Consider the following 18,988-nt stretch of genomic DNA (forward strand, 5'->3'; position numbering starts at 1 on the left):
CTGCCCCCCAGCCCCCCAGCCCAGTTGAAGGTGCCAGCGCCCTTTCCTCACCCTAGTCCAGTGGGCATAAAATTTCGCAACGTTAGGTAGTCACGACTTTAGGCATGGTGAGCTAGCGTGGGGGCTACTGCGTTGACCGAAGTCACTGCCTGACCTTGGGAGTAACGACTTGAGTCGGTGCGCGCTAGATCCAGGACGACAAACCGACCGTAAGTCACGAGGAATGGTGCGTTGCGCCCAAGACCAGTCTGGGCGTCCATTGTGATCGGCGGCGGCCCTAGCCCATACGGGTTGGCCAAGCCGCTTCACCTCGGCGCAGGCTGTTCGGCTAGCCCTTGCCCCGTCCAATGAAGGCTGACTCAGAGGGGATCAGGTTGTTGAACCGGGTCGCTTCACTTAAACTTTATCAAGGGAACCCTAATTAATCCGTTATGAATCCGCCAAAGGGACATGCGTCTTCTGTGAGACAGGCTACAATCGGAGAGACCTTGTGTTTTTAAGGACAATCATTTGACGAGAAACCATCAGGGTTCATTTAACCAGAGACAAGCTCTGGGAAAGCTGTACCCCCACGCTTGCCGCTAGCAGGCGATTGAGGTCAATCCATTCATGTCCGGGCGATTGCTGGCATGATCTCCCTAGAATTGATCAGCTATTGATCAAGGGTCAGGGTTGGATAACGGTTCATTTATAGTATTAGGTTCTTGCAAGAAAGGAGCATGAGGAACGCGGCATGACCCAGGCTAAAACCCTACTTGAGGTAATGACTCCAGCCGTAGAGGATGACACCCTCCAAGAGGCGCATTTATACGCTACCGATGGGGTAGTTGATCTCTTAACCGATGAGGATGAGGACAACGATCAGGAGCTAGCCAACGCCTTGCCCAACTCGGACGGCGATAAAGGCGCGAAAGGCCGCTCCAGCCGCCGCAAGGCACAGGTCAAGAAAAAACACTACACCGAAGACTCAATCCGCCTTTATTTGCAGGAGATTGGTCGCATTCGTCTCCTCCGGGCAGACGAGGAAATTGAACTGGCACGGGAGATCTCGCGCCTGCTCTACTACTACCAGGTCCAGGAGGATCTCCACGAGCGTCTAGAAGAACCCCCCACCCATGTGGAGTGGGCACAGGAGGTGTGGAAGCGCGATCGCGTCCGGGAAATCCTGCGGGAAGCTACCGGGAAGGAGCCGTCCGATAAGCAGGTGGAGGAAAAACGGCGAGCGCTGGATGCCCAACTGGCCCAGGAATGGGACGAGCGCGGTAATGGCTGGTTGCCGGAGTTTCGCCGCAATCTGTACCTAGGGCAACGGGCCAAGGATAAAATGGTGCAGTCCAACCTGCGGCTGGTGGTTTCGATCGCCAAGAAATATATGAACCGGGGTCTTTCGTTCCAAGACCTGATCCAGGAAGGCAGCTTGGGGCTGATCCGGGCCGCTGAGAAATTTGATCACGAGAAGGGCTACAAGTTCTCAACCTACGCCACCTGGTGGATTCGGCAAGCCATTACGCGGGCGATCGCCGATCAGTCGCGCACCATTCGCCTACCGGTGCATCTTTACGAAACGATCTCACGCATCAAGAAGACCACGAAACTCCTGTCCCAGGAGATGGGTCGCAAGCCAACGGAAGAAGAGATCGCGACCCGCATGGAAATGACGATCGAGAAATTGCGCTTTATCGCCAAGTCCGCCCAGTTGCCGATATCCCTAGAAACCCCGATCGGGAAGGAAGAGGATTCGCGCCTGGGCGATTTTATTGAGTCCGATGGGGAAACGCCGGAAGATCAAGTCTCCAAGAGCCTACTGCGGGAGGATTTGGAAGGTGTCCTCGGCACCCTCAGCCCCCGGGAACGGGATGTACTGCGCCTGCGCTATGGCCTGGATGATGGCCGGATGAAAACCCTGGAGGAAATTGGCCAGATCTTCAACGTTACCCGCGAACGCATTCGCCAGATCGAAGCCAAGGCCCTACGGAAGTTGCGTCATCCCAATCGCAATAGTGTTCTGAAGGAATATATCCGCTAAGGCAGCCCCCCCTGGTTGACTGACTAATCTTTTGCTCTCATCCCTAAATCCCTTCGCCCACTAGGGGCGAAGGGCCTGCCATCCCAAAACCGGCTGCAAAAGCCGCGCCCTGGGAGAGGGGTTGGGGTGAGGGCGGTTCGAGTTTTGTCAGCCAATCAGGCTGTCAGCCCTTAAGTTTGACGCTGTCAAGTTTGACGCTGCCCTGGCATACGGGTCCTGTTAGGATCGGACAGCATCGGTAGAAGGGCAGAAAAAAGCACTCCGCCGTGGGAGTGCCTAGGGGTATCCAAGGGAAAATTAGTTAAAAGTAATTGTTAAGTTTATATAAATTCCTGATCATTAAATTAACAGAAATAGGCGTAAATGCCTAGTCCCTGTGCGACTGTTTGTAACAAAAACTTGACATTAGGCGGGGGCTTTGGGCGAGGCGAGGGGGTATAGTCCTGGCGAAACCTCCGATCGCGCCCGGTGAGCCTGACCGTGGAGCGGGGTGACTGTGCTTGAACGCGGCCATCCTCCAGGGGAGGCAAGGCACGATCGTTTGACCCTATCATGGCTGCCCCCCCTGGCTGTGCCCGAATGCCGGATCACCCCTGACCACCGAAACCCAGGCAACTCCCTACGCCGCGATCGGGAATTTTCAGTGACAATAGAACTAGTATTGCTGCTGGGTGTGATTAACGCTGGACCCCGATGGACATTCCCCGTCTGCATCCGGATACCATTGACCAGGTGAAACAGCGGGCCGACATTGTGGATGTCGTCTCGGAACACGTGGTGCTGAAAAAACGGGGTAAGGATTTCGTTGGGCTGTGTCCCTTCCACGATGACAAGTCCCCCAGCTTTACCGTCAGTCCCGGCAAACAGTTTTACTACTGCTTTAGCTGCGGTGCCGGGGGCAATGCGATCAAGTTTCTGATGGAACTGGGCCAGCGCTCGTTCAGCGATGTTGTCCTGGATCTGGCCCGACGCTACCAGGTGCCCGTCACCCCTCTGGAACCGGAGCAACGCCAGGCGTTGCAGCGGCAGTTGACGGTTCGGGAGCAACTCTACGAGATTTTGGCCCTGACGGCCCGCTTTTATGAACATGCGCTCCGCCAACCCCAGGGACAGCAGGCCCTGGCCTATTTGTATGAACAGCGCCGCTTGCGCCCGGAGACGATTCAGCAGTTTCAATTGGGCTATGCCCCGGCGGGTTGGGAGACACTCTACGGGTATCTGGTGACCCAAAAACACTATCCCGTCGATCTGGTGGAGCAGGCTGGGTTAATTGTGCCCCGTAAAAGTGGCGGGGGCTATTACGATCGCTTCCGCGATCGCCTGATGATTCCCATCCATGACCTCCAGTCGCGGGTGATTGGCTTTGGGGGGCGGGCACTGGGGGATGAACAGCCCAAGTACTTGAATTCCCCGGATACGGATCTGTTCGACAAGGGCCGCACCCTATTTGCCCTGGATAAGGCACGGGCGGCGATCGCCAAAACCGATCAGGCCGTCGTGGTGGAAGGCTATTTTGACGTGATCGCCCTCCATGCGGCGGGGATCACCCAGGTAGTGGCCTCCCTCGGCACAGCCCTCAGTACGGCCCAGATTCACCAACTCCTGCGCTACACCGAGTCAAAGCAGATTATTCTGAATTTCGATGCTGATCGCGCCGGGACCCAGGCAGCCCAACGGGCGATCGGCGAAGTGGAAGATCTCGCCTACCAGGGGCAAGTGCAATTGCGGGTGCTGACGATCCCCGATGGCAAGGACCCGGATGAATTTCTCAAGCGCCAGACGGCGGACGACTACCGCGAACTGCTGCGCCAAGCGCCCCTCTGGCTCGACTGGCAGATCCAGCAAATTTTAGTCGGCAAGGATCTCAAGCAGGCGGATCAGTTCCAGGCCACGGTCCTGGCGATCGTGCAATTGCTGGGCAAACTGCCCAACGCGACGCTCCGCACCCACTACATCCACCACTGCGCTGAACTCTTGAGCCAGGGGGATGCCCGCCTGACGCTGCGCTATGAAAATGATCTCCGCACCCAGGTCCGGGGCCAACGCTGGCATGGTCGGTCCCACAAGTGGGAGCGCTCGGCGGATTTCAACCTCCGTGAGGCAGCGGAAGCCCAGTTGCTCTTGATCTATCTCCACTGCCCCAACTACCGACCCACGGTGCGCACCACAATGGCGGAGCGGGAGTTGGAGTTGAGCCTCTCCCACCACCGGCTCCTCTGGCGGGAAATTCTGGCGATCGAAGAAACCGCGATCGCCCTAGGTCCCGATGCCCCCCCCACCGATACCTATCCCTACCTGCCAACAGTGGATTTGGTCACAGCCCTACGCGATCGGGGGAGCCAGGAACCAGACCTCCTCAAGGCGATTCAACCGTTCCTACAACTGGATGAGAAGGCCGCCCTCGATCTTTATCGGCCAGCCCTGGTGATTCGCACCGCCTCGGCGAGTTTGGAGCGGATCATGTGTGAAAAGCGTTGCCGTCATTTATTGAAAATGTGGGAAGAGGTGAGTCAAGCCGTGACCCATCCCCAAGTTCTGCGCGATGCCCAGGCCCACATTGACTCTCTGCAAACCGCACTGGCAACCGCAGCTGATCCAGTGGGCAATCCCAGCGAGCAAGCCCTCCAACACTTGAAGCAGGTGGCTAACCGTGAACTCCACCATATCCAAGCTGTCCTCAATCAAGAACTGGCCGCTGTCCTCCCCACTGCCAATCTTCCCACCAATGCTGATCCGCACGCCACGATCGCCCCTGCCACCGCCGCAACGGGGTCAGGCCCCGATCCGGATGGCACCGCCGAAGCGTCCCGTCGTCAAGCCTTTTATCAGGAGGAGTACTACAAAGAAAAGCGCTATCTCCAGCAATTGGATCAGCAACGCTGGGTTACCCCCCGTGATTTGATCCGAACGCCCCTGGGATAGGGGTATCTCCGGGTATGATGGGGAGGCGTGATGGTACAAACGGCTAGAACCTGGGTATCCTAGGCAAGAACTGGGTTAAACAAGCGGGAGGCTGGCTTTTCCAAACTGGGATGCTCCCGACCGTATCGAGCCTGCTGCTTGTATAGGATTTGCTGTCTAGTGCCACTGGAGCTAATGCCAAAGCCCGATTCCCCTCTACCCGAAGTGGTCTATACCCCAGACAGTCGTCTGCAACACCCCCTTGCTCTCCTGAAAGCAATGGGCCAGGATTTATTCGCCTCGCGGGAGTTGGCTTGGCGGCTCATGGTGCGGGACATGAGTGCCCAATATCGTCAGTCGCTTTTGGGTTTTGCGTGGGCCTTTGTTCCCCCGATCGTGACGGCGATCGGGCTGACCCTTGCTAACAATGCCAATGTCCTCAATGTGGGGGTGACGGAGCTGCCCTATCCGGCCTATGTGATGTTTAGTGTCTCCCTATGGCAAACCTTTACGGAGGCCCTCATTGGTCCCCTCCAGGCGATCACGACGGCCAAACCTATGCTGGTTCGGATTAACTTCCCCCGCGAAGCCATTATTCTTGCTAAACTAGGTCAAATTTTTGTTAATTTTGGCATCAAGTTAATTTTAATTGTTGGGTTATTCATCTGGTTTAAGATATCCGTCCCCTGGACGATCGTGCTGGCTCCGGTTGCCTTAATTCACTTGATTGCTTTAGGGACAGGCATTGGATTGATTTTGGCCCCGATCGGGGGACTGTATGAGGATGTTTCTAAAGGATTAACCCTGCTGATTGGCATCTGGTTATTTTTCACGCCTGTCATTTTCCCCGTTCCCCAGTCTGGCCTGTTTGCCACCCTCGTCCAGTTGAATCCGGTGACCCCCCTCTTGGTGAGTGCCCGTGATCTGGCCACGGTGGGTATGGTGCCCGACAGTACCCCTTTCTGGATTGCCAGTCTATTCGCGATCGCCAGTCTCCTGTTGGGCTGGCTGATTTATCGCCTATCACTCCCTTTTGTTATTGAACGGATGAGTGCTTAATGCTGATGGATAGTGCGATTGACACGGTTGATCAGTCCTTGGCCAGTAAGGAGATTGTCCTGACGGTAGATCAGGTTTCTAAGAAATTTTGCCGTAGCTTAAAGCGATCGTTGATGTATGGCATCCAGGACATTGGCAGTGAAATTTTGGGCCTAGGACGACACAGTGATACCCTCCGCAAGGGAGAGTTTTGGGCACTCCAGCAGGTGAGTCTGACCCTGAAAAAGGGGGAAGCTCTGGGCTTAGTCGGCAGCAATGGTAGTGGCAAAACCACGCTACTCCGAATTATCAGTGGCCTTATTAAACCTGATACGGGTAAAGTCAAAGTCAAAGGCCGAGTTGCGCCCCTCATTGCCTTAGGAGCTGGGTTTAATCCAGTTTTAACGGGACGCGAAAATATTTATGCCAATATGTCAATTTTGGGGTTAAGTAATCGAGAGATTCGTCAACAGTTTGATCAGGTCGTTGACTTTGCCGAGATTGGTGAAGCGATTGACGCTCCGGTTCATAGCTACAGCTCTGGCATGGCCGCCCGTCTTGGGTTTGCCTGTGCTGTCCATACGCAGCCCAATATTTTGCTGATTGATGAGGTGCTGGCCGTTGGTGACGTTAAGTTTCGTCTGAAGTGCGATCGTAAGTTGCGAGAACTCAAAGACCAGGGGACTTCCTTTATTTTGGTCAGCCATAATGCCTACACCATTCTGGCTATTTGTTCCTCAGCCATCTACTTAAAAAAGGGTGAAGCTATATTTTGGGGTGACACCCATACGGCCATGCAGCGCTATGAAGAAGACTTATTTATTCAGGATTCGCAAAAAATCACTGGCCAATTTTTCCGACCAGAGAAAGATCTAAAAAATAGTAATGGCCTGGATATTACAGGGTTGTTTTTTCGTGAAGATGGACACATTTTAGAGACTTCCCCCTGCAGTGGTCAACCGGTTGACTTCTGTATCCGATGTCGGGCCAGAGAGGCGATTAGCAGGGTCAGTGTTCGGATTGCGATTCGTGATCTCAGTCAGGAAGAAGGTGATCCCCTACTTTTTTTCAATAGCTATGATGATCAGGTCTGCCTTGATCTGCCCGCAGGAGAACACGAGATTTGCGTCAGGATGCTATATTTGGGGTTAGGGATCGGAACCTATACCATGCGAGTTTTTATAGCCCAGGGTGATCCGCCCGCCTACACCCTCGATCGGGTTGACTATTTTAGGTTTGCAGTTCGTAAACAACCGGGTCAAGGTAAGGCACAGTTTTATCAACCCCATTCCTGGTCTTTGCAAAGTGAGCAATAATTGCCAATGCCGAAATTGCTGTATGTAACTGAGCGTACTTTTTATCCAGACTCGATCGGGGGCGCGGTTCGCTCAACCCTATTTCTTTTGCAAGCTCTAGTAGAGCAAGGATGGCAAGTAGAAGTTCTTTGCACACGACGCATTCGATCGCCCCATTTTCAAGCCAAGTTTTGGCAATCTTTCCGACAAGGCCGCATTCCCTTCCCAACTGTTCGCGATGATGATCTGGGGTATCCCTGCTGGCGGCTGATTGCCAAGTTCGCTAATCAGGCTCGTTTTCTCAAGGTTTTGGATAAGCACCTCAACACCTATCAACCTGATGTCGTCCTAGGCGATAATGATCCCCGTTGTTGTCTACTGAATCATGCAGTTAATCGGGGGTATTTAACTTTCTACTTTGCACGGGTGGCGGAATACTTTGAACGTGAAAATCCCATCGCAAAAGGGATACATGTTATTGCCAATTCCCCTTTTGTGGCGGCGATCGCTTCAAAGATTACTGGCCAAGACGTTGAGGTGATTTTACCCTTTGTTGATCGCTCACAGTACGAGGTTCGCGATCGCCAACGTCAGTACATTGTCTTTATTAACCCGGTTCCCCAGAAGGGGCTAGAGGTGGCAAATCAAATTGTGCGTCAACTCCCAGAGGAAAACTTTCTTTTTGTCAAGGGTAAGTGGTTTCGGTATCTGGGTAAAGAAGATGAGTTTTTAGCCGACGTTCGTGACCTGCCTAATGTCACTATCTGGGAAAATCAATCAGATATGCGACGTGTCTACAAAGTCACAGACATCCTACTGGTTCCTTCCCATTTCAAAGAAACTTTTGGTCGTGTGATTGTGGAAGCTCATATCAATGGTATTCCGGTCGTCGCGGCTAAGGTTGGCGGTATTCCCTTTACCCTAGGTGAAGGCGGTATCTTAGTGGAATCTCCCCATAATCCAGCCGAGTATGTTGCGGCATTACAGCGTCTCCGCCACGACCCAGATCTTTATGCCGCCCTATCGGCCAAGGCTTATGAGAATAGCCAGCGGCCAGAATTTGATCCCCACGATCAGGTCAATCGATTTTTACAGATCGTCGCAAAATATCGTACCCCATGATGCCACCAACGGTTTCGGTTGCCATGTCTGTGTATAACTCTCAATCGTTCCTTAAAGCCGCGATCGAGAGCATTCTGCACCAAACTTTTGAGGATTTTGAGTTCATTATTATTGACGATGGTTCCACCGATCGCTCCCTCGCAATACTCCAGCACTATGCTGCTCAAGATCCCCGAATTCGCCTATCCAGCCGTGAGAATCGGGGTGTTCCTGCCACCCGCAATGAAATCCTGGCCCTGGCCCAGGGCGAATTACTGGCCGTCATGGATGCCGATGACGTTGCTTTACCCGATCGTCTACAGCGCCAGGTAGACTTTTTGCACCATCATCCCAATTGTGTTTGGCTTGGGGGAGCCTTTACCTTAATTGACGAGCGTGATCGCATCTTAACCACTATTCGGATGGCCGAGGATAACGAAACGATCCAAAAAATTTTACTGGAAGGGCATACCAGCTTTCTTCATTCCAGCGCCATGATCCGCAAATCCGCCTTACAGCAGGTGAATGGCTATGATGAACGATTTAAGACGGGTTCAGACCTAGATTTGTGGCTAAAATTGACTGAAATTGGCGAGGTCTTTAATCTACCAGAAGTCGTTGTTAAATATCGCATCCATACCCAATCGATTAGCTCCGATCAGCAAGCCAATCAATGGCAAAATGCCCAACTGATCTTTGATGCCGCCTGCCAGCGGCGCGGCTTGTCCTACCGCATCCCGGCCACGGGGTGTCGTTTCCGTCCAACCGCCGATCGCGCCTCTCAACTGGAATATATGCTGAAATATGGTTGGTGGGCCTTTAATAGCGCCCAACGTTGGACCGCCCTATTCTATGGCTGGCGGGCGCTCATGCTCAGTCCCCTCACACTGGCAGCCTGGAAACTCTTGATCTGTTCCCTCAGTAAACCATTACCCCAATCAGCTACCCGATGAGTCAATCGCCGATCGTCTCCGTGATTATGCCAGTTTTCAATGGTCAGGAATATGTGGCGGCGGCCATTGAAAGTGTTCTCGCCCAAACCTATCCCGATTTTGAGCTACTGATTACGGACGATGGTTCAACCGATGCCTCTCTGAAACTATTGCGATCGTATGCCTCTCAAGACCCTCGCATCCACCTGAACACCCAGAAAAATCGTGGTCTAACCCCCACCCTCAACGCCCTGTGGCAGCGGGCTAGGGGCACCTTTATCGCTGTCCTAGAGCAGGATGATGTGGCGATGCCCGATCGCCTTGCCCGACAGGTCAGTTTTTTAGAGCAACATCCCCAGGTTGTCGGGGTGAGTGGTGCCCAGATCCTCATTGATCACCAGGGACGCTTACTGACCTGCCTCAGCTTGCCCTTGGACAATTCAGAGATCCAAGCCGCCGCCCTAGCGGGCCACAGTAGTCTGTGTCATCCCGGTGTTATGCTGCGCCGTACCGCCCTAGCGGCCATTGGCGGTTATGATGAAACCCTAGGTCTGGCCCACGACCTCGATCTGTGGTTACGTTTAGGCGAAATCGGGGAACTCGCGAATCTGGCCCAACCCGTAGTTAAGTACCGATTACATGACCGATCCTTAAGTGAATTGTATTGTCAGCAGCAACGGCAAGAAGGACGGTTAGTGTGTGAACGGGCTTGGCAACGACGGGGCATTGAGGGCCGTTTTGAGGCCACTGCCCTGTGGCGACCGGGACCCGATCGCGCCTCCCAACACCATTTCATGTTGAAGTATGGCTGGTGGGCTTTTAATAGCCGCCAACGTCAAACGGCTATTATCTACGGTCTGAAAGCAATTCAAAAATTACCCTGGGCGATCGCGGGCTGGAAGCTCCTCCTCGTTGCGTTGATTAAACCACTACCCTCCGCTAAATAAATCCCGATTCCAATCAGTATCCCAATCATAACTATGCCCCTTGACTATGCCCCTTAACCATGCCCCTTAACTATGCCTCTTAACCATGCCCCTTGTGAGTATTCTAGTGCCTATGCATAATGCTGAAAATTTTATCAGCAAGGCACTTCTTTCATTGCTGCAAAATACAGAGACCGATCTAGAAATTATCGTCATTGACGATGATTCGCAGGATCAGTCATTAGCCAAAGTACAGGCTTTCTCTGATCCAAGAATCCGGATTTTGCAAAGTCGCGCTAGGAATATTGCCGAAACCTTTAACCGGGGTCTAGCGGCTGCTGCGGGGCAAATTTTGATGCGTTGTGACGCTGACGATTTTTATCCCCCCCAGCGGCTACAGCAACAAGTTGAGTGGTTGTTAAACCATCCAGAGTTTGGAGCGGTGTGTGGCCGTTTTAGTACCATTGACGATCGCGGCAGGCTAGTCAGTACCTTGGCCACTGGTGACCAGGCTGAAGAAATCACCCACGAACTGCGTCAGGGCCGTGTCCGCACCCATTTTTGTACCTTTGCAGTTCGTACCGAGATTGTGCGATCGCTGGGGGGATGTCGTCCCTATTTTGTAACCGGTGAAGATATCGATCTGCAACTGCGCCTAGGTGAAGTGTGTCGCGTCTGGTATCAGCCGGAAAATTGCTATTACTATCGGTTACACCCAACCTCGATCACCCATACCAAATCTGAGGACGAGCGCAACTTTTACGAAGCGATCGCCCGCCAACTGCAACACCAACGCCTCACCCAAGGACAGGATGACCTCCAACTGGGCAAAGCCCTTCCCACCCCGGCACCCTCCCCCACGCAAGGCCAACTGAGCGCGATCGCCCACCTCCAAGGCCAGCTCATCGGACAGGCCTGGCGAGACCACCAGTCGGGACAAAAGAGGGCAGCGTTAAAGGCGGGTTGGCGTTGCCTGCGCCTGAATCCTTGGCGATGGGACTATTGGCGTAGTGTACTGGCCCTATTACTGAAGCCAGCAGGCCGCCCCTAAGCGGGGGTTGGGAAAGTCCAGAAACAAGCCGTTTGGGCGACTAAAGTCGCCCCTACAAACGCAACACAACACTTAGGACAAGCCACATACTAAAGTTTGTAGTTGCGGTTTTAACCGCGATCTCCCTGTTATCCGCTCAATACCCAATCAGTGCCCAACCTGCGATCGCACCTATGGTGTTGGCGACGGGAACAGCGCCTGAAGCCCTAACTGACGATCGGCCATTGGCTCCGGGGCGTAGCTCAATAGGCTTTCATAGTAGAAAAAAGCCACCCCCAAATTGCGTTCCCGGACCGCCCGAACCTGGGCTTGAATTTGGGACAGCGGAATGGGATTATTGCGCATCCCCGTGAGAATCCCAATCCCCGTCGGAATTTTCTGACGAGCTTCCTGGACCTCTGGCCGACTGATTTGCTCCACAAAACTGGCGAGATCGGGACGGTAAACCTGCATGATCAGTTCATCAACGGCACCGCGCCGTATCCAGGCCAGCCAATCTTGCAGGTGGAGTTTGTAGGCAAAGTCGTAGTAGTTGGGGGAAACGGAGAAAATCACGTTGGGCTTATTCGCCTTCACCGCCTCGTGCAACTTCACCATAAAAGCCGTGATCTTATCGGCCCGCCATTTCACCCAGGCGGGATTGCTCGGCTGCGGGGCGGCATTACCCGTTTCCCGTTGATAGAGCGAAAGGGTATAGGAATCGTAGCCAAACTCGTGGGGCAGGCTGGTGTGGTCATCAAACTGGATGCCATCCACGTCGTACTTGGTCACAATTTCTAGGACCAGATCCGTAATAAACTGCTGCACCTCAGGTCGGAAGGGGTTTAACCACATGACCTCGCCCGCAGCACTCATGGAGGTATAGCCCCCATCGATTTTCTGGGTTAACCATTGGGCGTATTTGGTCGCCAATTCCGAACTGGGGGGGGCCATGAAGCCAAACTCAAACCAGGGAACGACCAGCATCCCCTGCCGATGCCCCTGCTCCACCAGATCCGCTAGGGTATCTTGCCCATCCATCCCGCGATAGGTAAAGGACTGAATCCCCCGCTCCTGCACCACCTGGCTGGGGTACATGGCATAGCCCGCATTCCAAACCACGGGATACAGGGTATTCAGGTTCAATTGCTTCAGTTGCTGGATGGCCGCTTGTAACCGGAGACGATCGCGCACCACCGGGGCATCATTGGTCGTGATCCACACCCCGCGAATTTCCGATCGCGGCAGTTGGGTGATGGCGGGCGTGGGAGTCGCCACCAGAAACGTTGCACAGAACGAGAGGGTAAAGAGCAGCGGTAGCAAACGACGGCGGCAGTACCTTAGGGCAACGCGTCGCCAACGGAGAACGGGCCACCCGTGCGAAAGCGCGAAGGGAATATTCATGGTCGGGCGTGTTGAGTGAGCGTTAGGGACCTATCCTATGGCTTTCGGCCAGAATTGACTACCCATTCGGATTACAAAACTTTACCAGAAGTTCCCTGGTCTATCCGTACAGGTCAGTTGCGGGACCCCCAATTTTCGGTAGAGTCAATCTTAGGTGATGCCTTCTGGGCGACAGATAAGGGGGGGCGGCTGATGATCGAGCACAATTGGGAAAACTTTCTCAAAAACCTGGGCGAATGGCAAGGGTCATTTACGTCCGTTGCCAATACGGGGGAATTGGGTGAGTCAACCCCCTCCCTGCTCACCCTGGTCGGCACGGAAGATAACCAGGTTGTCCACTTTCGGTTGCAGCGTTTCGGTCCAGAGGGCTACGGGAGTACCCCCATCTCAGATATTTCCCAGACCTACCAAACCCTGGGCAAGCAAACCATTTTTTTGCAACGGGGGCCTTTTCTAAAGGGTCCCTTCAGTTCGCGCCCTATGGCGAGTTCGGGGCCGAGTATGGCTTTGTTGCGGGCGATCGCCGCCTGCGGTTTGTCCAACTCTACGATCGCCAGGGCCAAATCAGTAACCAAGTGTTGATCCGGGAGTTCCGTCGGGGGAGTTCCGCGATCGAACGGCCCCCCCTCACCGTCGAGCAATTATTGGGCGAGTGGCAGGGGACCGCGACGACGGCTTATGCGGATTGGCAACCCTCGGAAACCTATCCAACCCATCTGGTCATCGATCGAATCGCCGAACACCAGTTAAGGCAACAGTTGACCTTTGGTGATCGTCAACTCACCGCGATCGCCCATATTGCGGACCAACAACTCACGTTCGAGTCGGGACGGCGGATGCTGCTGTTACCCGACGGCACCGCTAGCCATTTCCCCACCCAGATCCAGTTGCGGCAGGCATTCTTTGTCGAAGTGGGGTGGCTCGTTACACCGACCGAACGCCAGCGGTTGATTCGCAGCTACAACGAAAAAGGGGAGTGGGTCAGCGCCACCCACGTGATCGAGCATAAGGTGGCCAAGCATCCGTAATCGGCCCATGCGAAAATGAATTCAACAGACTGTGGGGTCAGCATCTTACCTGCCAAATTCACAGCCTCGATGACTATCCCCGCCATCTTTTGACACCTCGGTAGGCCGCTGACACGCAATATAGTATAGTACATATAAACTTATTTGCCATCGACAGAACCGGGAAAGCGGGGGAACTTGTGAGACTTCCACCCGATCGTAGGAAGGGGCGATTCGTCGCATCTGGTATTAATTGCAGGTATTGCAGGTATTGCTTAGCAGTGGTCAGCCAGTAGGACGGGGATAGGATGCAACAACAGTTTGAACTACAATCCCAACTGCGGGGGGTGCTCCCTTCCCTCGCCAGCCGTAGCGGCCAAGCGACTTTTGCCATTAGTGTTCTCTTGGAGTCTCAACCCGGTCTGCTATACCTGCGCTCCACCGCTTCAACCCAATACCTGAGCCTGATCCCCCTCTCCCGCTGTAATGATTGGGGGATGCCCGCCACGGCGATCGAGTACACCTTCCCCCGGATTCGCTGGTTACAGTTAGCCTCGCCCCAGGGACCCCAACCCGTGATGATCCCCGTGCGGGAATTGTTAGAGTGGCTGCATTGGTTGGTCCATGAGCTGTCATTCCACCCGGAGGACCTGTATCCGACGATTTTAGATACCTTGCGTCTGAATCCGGTTTTTATGCAAAGTATTAATGCCGTCAGTGCCCTGAGCTTGGCGCAAATGGAGCAGCTTTTTAACCGCATCCCAGCCCTTTCGTCCTTGTATGGTGTCGATCTAGAGTTTTGGTACTTTGAGATTACCGCCCTCCTGGATGAATCGGACTCCGTGGAACGCTTGCCTTTTCGGGCAATTCCTGGTTTGATCTTGGCCAGCCTGGGGGCAGCGGCCTGCTGGGTCATGTAATCTAAGACGCTCGCACATGGCCATCACGGCCTCATCACGGTATCCGGTTGTGACGACGGATCACCCATGCTACTGAAACAAAAGCTTCCTGCCCTGATCGGAACAACCTTAGTGGTGGCGGTTGGGATTGGGGCCTACTACTACTTCAAGATCCAGCCCACGGCGATCGCAGACCCCCGCGCGGCAGCTCAAGTCATGCCCGCCTCCGTCGTCATGGCCACCTACATCACGACCACACCAGAGGCTTGGGGCACCCTCGAAGCCTTTGGTACGCCTGCTGCCCAAGCAGCCCTCCGGCGGAATGCGGTGGCGCTGCAACCGATGTTGCTACGGGAATTCAATCTGTCCTACGAGCAGGATATTCGTCCCTGGATCAATGGCCTGATGATTGGGGTGATCCCCACCGCCGCCACGGACTCAGACTCAGCGAATTCAGACTCAGCGAATTCAGGCCCAACCCTACGCCCCCTGTTATTGCTAGGGATTCGGGATCGGGGACGGGCCTTGCGGACTGCGCATCGGCTGCGGACGATCGCGGGGGTTACGGTTACCGAAACCCCGATCGCGGGGGTGACCCTCACGGAAATTGCCACGCCCCGGGGCGTCACCTATACGGCTATCCTGGGGGATTTTCTGGCCCTATCACCGGCGCGGGCGGTGGTGGAGCAAGCGATCGCAGCCTACCGGGGGCAGCAACCGACATGGGCCAGTCAGCCGGAGGTCAAGCCCCTGTTGTCTGAGACTTGGGGGATGGAGACCCCGCTCATCCGGCTGTACCTGCCCAATTATTCAACCTTGCAGCCACAGATGCCCCGGTTGGGTCCCCAAGGTACGGCCTCCCTGCTGCCCTTCCCGGCCCAGGCCGTCCAGTCGATGGCGCTTGGGATGGGTGTGGAGGGGGTTGGGCTGCGTCTTCAGGCACTGACCTACCTGCGGGATGCCGCTCCAGGGGTTGACTACCAGCCCGCCGCTGGTCGGGTATTGGCCCAGTTCCCCCATACCACAATGGCCCTGATCAGTGGCCAGAACTTGGCCGCCCTGTGGTCTACCCTCCTTCCCAGCGGGGAGACGCCCCCCAACCCGTGGCAACGGTTTCTCCAACAACAACGCGATCGCTGGGGGATTGATCTGAGCCAGGTGGATTTTGGCTGGCTGGGGGGTGAGTTTGGCCTGGGGGCAATCGCCACTGCAACGGATGCCAGTACGCGGGGCTGGGGGGGAGCGCTGGTCCTGGAGGTGGCCGATCGGGCGGCGGCTGAGGCAACGCTGGCCCAACTTAATACCCGGGCGGCGGCTACTGGCTACCAGGTTCGTCCGGGCACGATTGACGATCGGCCTGTCACCCTTTGGCAGCATACCCAGACCCCCACCGGGTTGGGCTATGGTTGGCAAGATCCCAATTTCCTGTTCATTGCCCTGAGCGGTGGGCCGACCACACTGGAGCAACTGGCCCTAGCCCCGACCGCCCCCCTCAGTCACAGTCAACGGTTTCGATCGCTCACCCAGCCGTTACCTAGCCCCAATGCGGGCTACCTTTACCTAGATGTGGCGCAAATCACAACGCTTCTACAACTCAACATTGCCCACGGCTCAAATCAGCCCACGCCCGTGCAATCGCCGCCCCTCCTCCCCACGGACGCGATCGTCCTGCTTAATGCCATTGAGGGCGTCGGCCTAACCTTGACCTGGCCCGAACCCACACGGGGGGAGATCACGATGATCATTGCGCTCAAGCGTCAATAATCCGGTCACTGCGGGGATAATCCCCTCGCGGAGGGTGATAGCTGATACACGTTCAGGCTGATTTCTGATACCAGGATTCGCTGGACTGGGATAATGCTGAGGGGTGAACTCATACCCTTTCCCCTGCTGTTGCTATTCCCTATCCAAGGACATGATTCCCAAGCCCACGTCTGTTGCTGCCACTGCCACTGCCAAGCTGTCCGCCCTTCACACCTATGCCGATCGCCTCCACATTACCCACCTTGCTCCCGCCGCTCTGCCCAGTGCGGCGCTCCAGCTCGAGGCCGCAGAGGTCATTAACGGCCTCACACAAACGCCCAAAACCGTTCCGTGTCGCTACTTTTATGACGATCGCGGGTCCCAGCTATTTGAGCAGATTTGCCAGCTACCGGAATACTATCTCACCCGCACGGAAGGCCAAATTCTGCAAGCCTTTGCTAACGACATTGCCGACCTCACGGGACCTTGTGAACTAGTGGAGTTAGGGAGCGGCAGTGCCCGCAAAACCCGCTATTTATTAGATGCCTATACGCGGCTAGGCGGCCCCCTCTGGTATGCCCCGATCGATATCAGTGCCGGTATTCTAGAAACCAGTGCTCAGCAGTTACTCCAGGACTATCCCCAGCTTCAGGTTCGGGCCTGGGTTGCGACCTATGAGCAAGCCTTGGCAAACCTCCCCGCTGCCACCTTGCCCAATCGCCTGGTTTGTTTTCTGGGGAGCACGTTGGGTAATTTTTCCCCAGCGGCCTGCGATCGCTTCTTTCAGCAGGTCAGCGCGGCCCTCCAGCCGGGGGACTATTGCCTGCTAGGGGTAGACCTTCAGAAGGACGTGGCGACCCTGGAAGCGGCCTACAACGATCGCCAAGGGGTGACGGCAGCTTTTAACCTTAACCTGCTGAGCCACCTGAATCGACGTTTTGCGGGTAACTTTGCCGTTGAACACTTCCAGCATCGCGCCCTTTACAATACCCGTGATCACCAGATCGAGATGTACCTTGACTGTCAGCAGACCCAGACGGTTCGCTTACAAGCACTGGGGTTTGCAACGACGATCGCCAGCGGCGAAGCCATCCTGACCGAAGTCTCCCGCAAATTTGAGTTAACCCATTTGATCGACACTCTACAAGTTCACACCCTACACCACCAGCATACCTGGACCGATCCGCACCACTGGTTTGCCCTCGTCCTGTGCCAACGGGGCTACTAAAGAACCGCGCGCTCCCCCCGATCTGGGTGTCACCGGGGTGCCCGGCGTGTCCGCGTGGTTGTCCCCCCCCTGACTGCCTCTGGTTACGCTCAAATTATGAAGTAATGTTAAAACCTTCTCGATTACTTAAGCTTGAACGGTGCGTCATGGGCAAGCTCAGCATAGGGTTGGGGGGTAGCGGGGTAACGGCTTGACCTACCTTGGTTCAAACCCAATCTCACCTTGCGATCGTACAGTGCTAGGAGAGCCGCCGAATGCCGAAGTCTACCACCCTTCGCGAATATCCGCCCACCAGTCATTTCCCGCCCCAGCCCTCCCAACTTCAGCGCCATGAGTTAGAACAGGTGTATCTTGATCTGCGGCAGCATTACAAAGGACTATCCATCAGCCGGGGGCAATTTGCCGGTAAAGTCCAAAAGTTACGTCAGCAACTGGAAGATCAGGAACAGCAATTAGCCCATGTTATGCAAACCCTGGCCCTGGTTGCCCAGGAGAAACAGGAACTGTATGCCGTCCTGGACGAGCTAGCGGTAGTTAGCCGCAACCAAAAGGCATTGATTGATGAGGTCAAAGACGAGTTTGAAGCGGTTAAGGGTAATCAAAGTCTCAGTCTCCTCGATCGCTTTAATCGTATGATGCGGGCGGTCTATCGACTGCTCAACCAAGAGGTGGGAGGTGTCAAGCCCAAACCGCCGGAGCCTGATCCCGATGCGTGGACCCGCGAAGATCCCCGGAGTATTGGCAAGGCATTATTAGACGAGTAGACAACAACTCGGTAAGTAGACTTATTAAGGCGATCGCTCCCCACGATCGCCAGTTCCCTTTCCAGAGATCACCCCCATGCCGAAACAAGCACCTCGGAAGGTTGCGCCGCCGCCAGCCCCCAAGCCGGTTGCGGTTGAAGTTGTTGCCCCTGTAACCCTACAGGATAGCTTTGACCTGACGCTTGACCAATTAAAGCGCGTGAAACAACGGATGCAGGCAAGCGATCGCGAACTCTATCGGGCGGTGGGTGAATTTGCCACAGTGGCCACGGCTACTGCCCACGCAGCGGCTGACCTCCTAACGGAAGCCCTCCCCGCTCTCCCCCATCATCAGCCAGAGCCACCGGATCACCCTAATCAACCAGAGCCACCGGATCAGCGTCCCCTACGCGATCGCCTCCAGGCCCGCCGGGTACTCCTCCGCCAGGAAGCCGACGAACTGCTTTGCACCGCGAACACGGATGCCGAGATCGATCGCGCCCTCCGCCTAGAGCAACTCCTGGTCTACCTCGAACAACGCCTGCGCCAACTGAAGCCACCCGAGCAATCTACCGAAGATCTGCCAAAGCTAACGGTCAAGGAACTGCGCGAACGCGCCAAAACAATGGGCCTGCAAGTCGCGGCCAAAGCCAACAAACAGACCCTCATCCAGCAAATCCAAAACACCCAGACCCCTTGAAACACGTTGCTCCTC

15 protein-coding genes and 2 pseudogenes are annotated in these 18,988 nt (G+C 55.1%); 16 read left to right on the plus strand and 1 reads right to left on the minus strand.

Annotated features, from left to right (window positions below; all coding sequences use genetic code 11):
• The first annotated feature begins 733 nt into the window (after positions 1–733).
• From rpoD to ACWIUF_RS06860, 8 genes are all read left to right on the plus strand, one after another.
• Complete coding sequence (gene rpoD / locus ACWIUF_RS06825; RefSeq protein WP_448571537.1) at positions 734–2,026, plus strand: RNA polymerase sigma factor RpoD; 1,293 nt, start codon at positions 734–736, stop codon at positions 2,024–2,026.
• 693 nt (positions 2,027–2,719) lie between these two features.
• Positions 2,720–4,948 (plus strand): DNA primase, encoded by a 2,229-nt coding sequence (gene dnaG / locus ACWIUF_RS06830; RefSeq protein WP_448571538.1) that lies wholly within the window; start codon positions 2,720–2,722, stop codon positions 4,946–4,948.
• A 174-nt stretch (positions 4,949–5,122) separates the two neighbouring features.
• Positions 5,123–5,986: an ABC transporter permease gene (locus ACWIUF_RS06835; protein WP_448571539.1), complete on the plus strand. Its 864-nt coding sequence runs from the start codon at positions 5,123–5,125 to the stop codon at positions 5,984–5,986.
• 5 nt (positions 5,987–5,991) lie between these two features.
• Positions 5,992–7,281, plus strand: a complete 1,290-nt coding sequence (locus tag ACWIUF_RS06840; protein ID WP_448571540.1) for an ABC transporter ATP-binding protein — start codon at positions 5,992–5,994, stop codon at positions 7,279–7,281.
• A 6-nt stretch (positions 7,282–7,287) separates the two neighbouring features.
• A complete protein-coding gene (locus tag ACWIUF_RS06845; protein WP_448571541.1) occupies positions 7,288–8,382 on the plus strand; it encodes a glycosyltransferase family 4 protein in 1,095 nt (364 codons plus the stop codon).
• Positions 8,382–9,314 (plus strand): glycosyltransferase family 2 protein, encoded by a 933-nt coding sequence (locus tag ACWIUF_RS06850; protein WP_448571563.1) that lies wholly within the window; start codon positions 8,382–8,384, stop codon positions 9,312–9,314. The genes ACWIUF_RS06845 and ACWIUF_RS06850 overlap by 1 nt, the downstream gene beginning before the upstream one ends.
• A complete protein-coding gene (locus ACWIUF_RS06855; protein WP_448571542.1) occupies positions 9,311–10,240 on the plus strand; it encodes a glycosyltransferase family 2 protein in 930 nt (309 codons plus the stop codon). The genes ACWIUF_RS06850 and ACWIUF_RS06855 overlap by 4 nt, the downstream gene beginning before the upstream one ends.
• A gap of 85 nt (positions 10,241–10,325) precedes the next feature.
• Positions 10,326–11,270: a glycosyltransferase family 2 protein gene (locus tag ACWIUF_RS06860; RefSeq protein ID WP_448571543.1), complete on the plus strand. Its 945-nt coding sequence runs from the start codon at positions 10,326–10,328 to the stop codon at positions 11,268–11,270.
• Between the two features lie 171 nt (positions 11,271–11,441).
• Here ACWIUF_RS06860 and ACWIUF_RS06865 read toward each other — a convergent pair whose 3' ends face one another.
• Positions 11,442–12,653 (minus strand): glycoside hydrolase family 10 protein, encoded by a 1,212-nt coding sequence (locus ACWIUF_RS06865; protein ID WP_448571544.1) that lies wholly within the window; start codon positions 12,651–12,653, stop codon positions 11,442–11,444.
• Positions 12,654–12,845: 192 nt separating this feature from the next.
• Between ACWIUF_RS06865 and ACWIUF_RS06870 the strand changes: the two are divergent.
• The 8 genes and pseudogenes from ACWIUF_RS06870 to ACWIUF_RS06905 form a co-directional block, all read left to right on the plus strand.
• Positions 12,846–13,082: pseudogene (locus ACWIUF_RS06870) on the plus strand (DUF3598 family protein); the annotation flags it as partial.
• Between the two features lie 44 nt (positions 13,083–13,126).
• Positions 13,127–13,195 (plus strand): annotated as a pseudogene (locus tag ACWIUF_RS06875) (DUF3598 family protein); the annotation flags it as partial.
• A gap of 33 nt (positions 13,196–13,228) precedes the next feature.
• Complete coding sequence (locus ACWIUF_RS06880; protein WP_448571545.1) at positions 13,229–13,681, plus strand: DUF3598 family protein; 453 nt, start codon at positions 13,229–13,231, stop codon at positions 13,679–13,681.
• 287 nt (positions 13,682–13,968) lie between these two features.
• Entirely contained in the window at positions 13,969–14,580 is a 612-nt protein-coding gene (locus tag ACWIUF_RS06885) for a hypothetical protein (protein ID WP_448571546.1), read from the plus strand.
• Positions 14,581–14,646: 66 nt separating this feature from the next.
• Positions 14,647–16,323, plus strand: a complete 1,677-nt coding sequence (locus ACWIUF_RS06890; RefSeq protein WP_448571547.1) for a DUF3352 domain-containing protein — start codon at positions 14,647–14,649, stop codon at positions 16,321–16,323.
• Positions 16,324–16,474: 151 nt separating this feature from the next.
• Positions 16,475–17,530 (plus strand): L-histidine N(alpha)-methyltransferase, encoded by a 1,056-nt coding sequence (egtD, locus tag ACWIUF_RS06895; protein WP_448571548.1) that lies wholly within the window; start codon positions 16,475–16,477, stop codon positions 17,528–17,530.
• 254 nt (positions 17,531–17,784) lie between these two features.
• Positions 17,785–18,294, plus strand: coding sequence for a hypothetical protein (locus ACWIUF_RS06900; protein WP_448571549.1), 510 nt, complete (start codon positions 17,785–17,787; stop codon positions 18,292–18,294).
• 76 nt (positions 18,295–18,370) lie between these two features.
• Positions 18,371–18,973, plus strand: coding sequence for a hypothetical protein (locus tag ACWIUF_RS06905; protein ID WP_448571550.1), 603 nt, complete (start codon positions 18,371–18,373; stop codon positions 18,971–18,973).
• The last annotated feature ends 15 nt before the right edge of the window (positions 18,974–18,988 follow it).

The sequence above is a fragment of the Trichothermofontia sp. genome, from assembly GCF_053493415.1.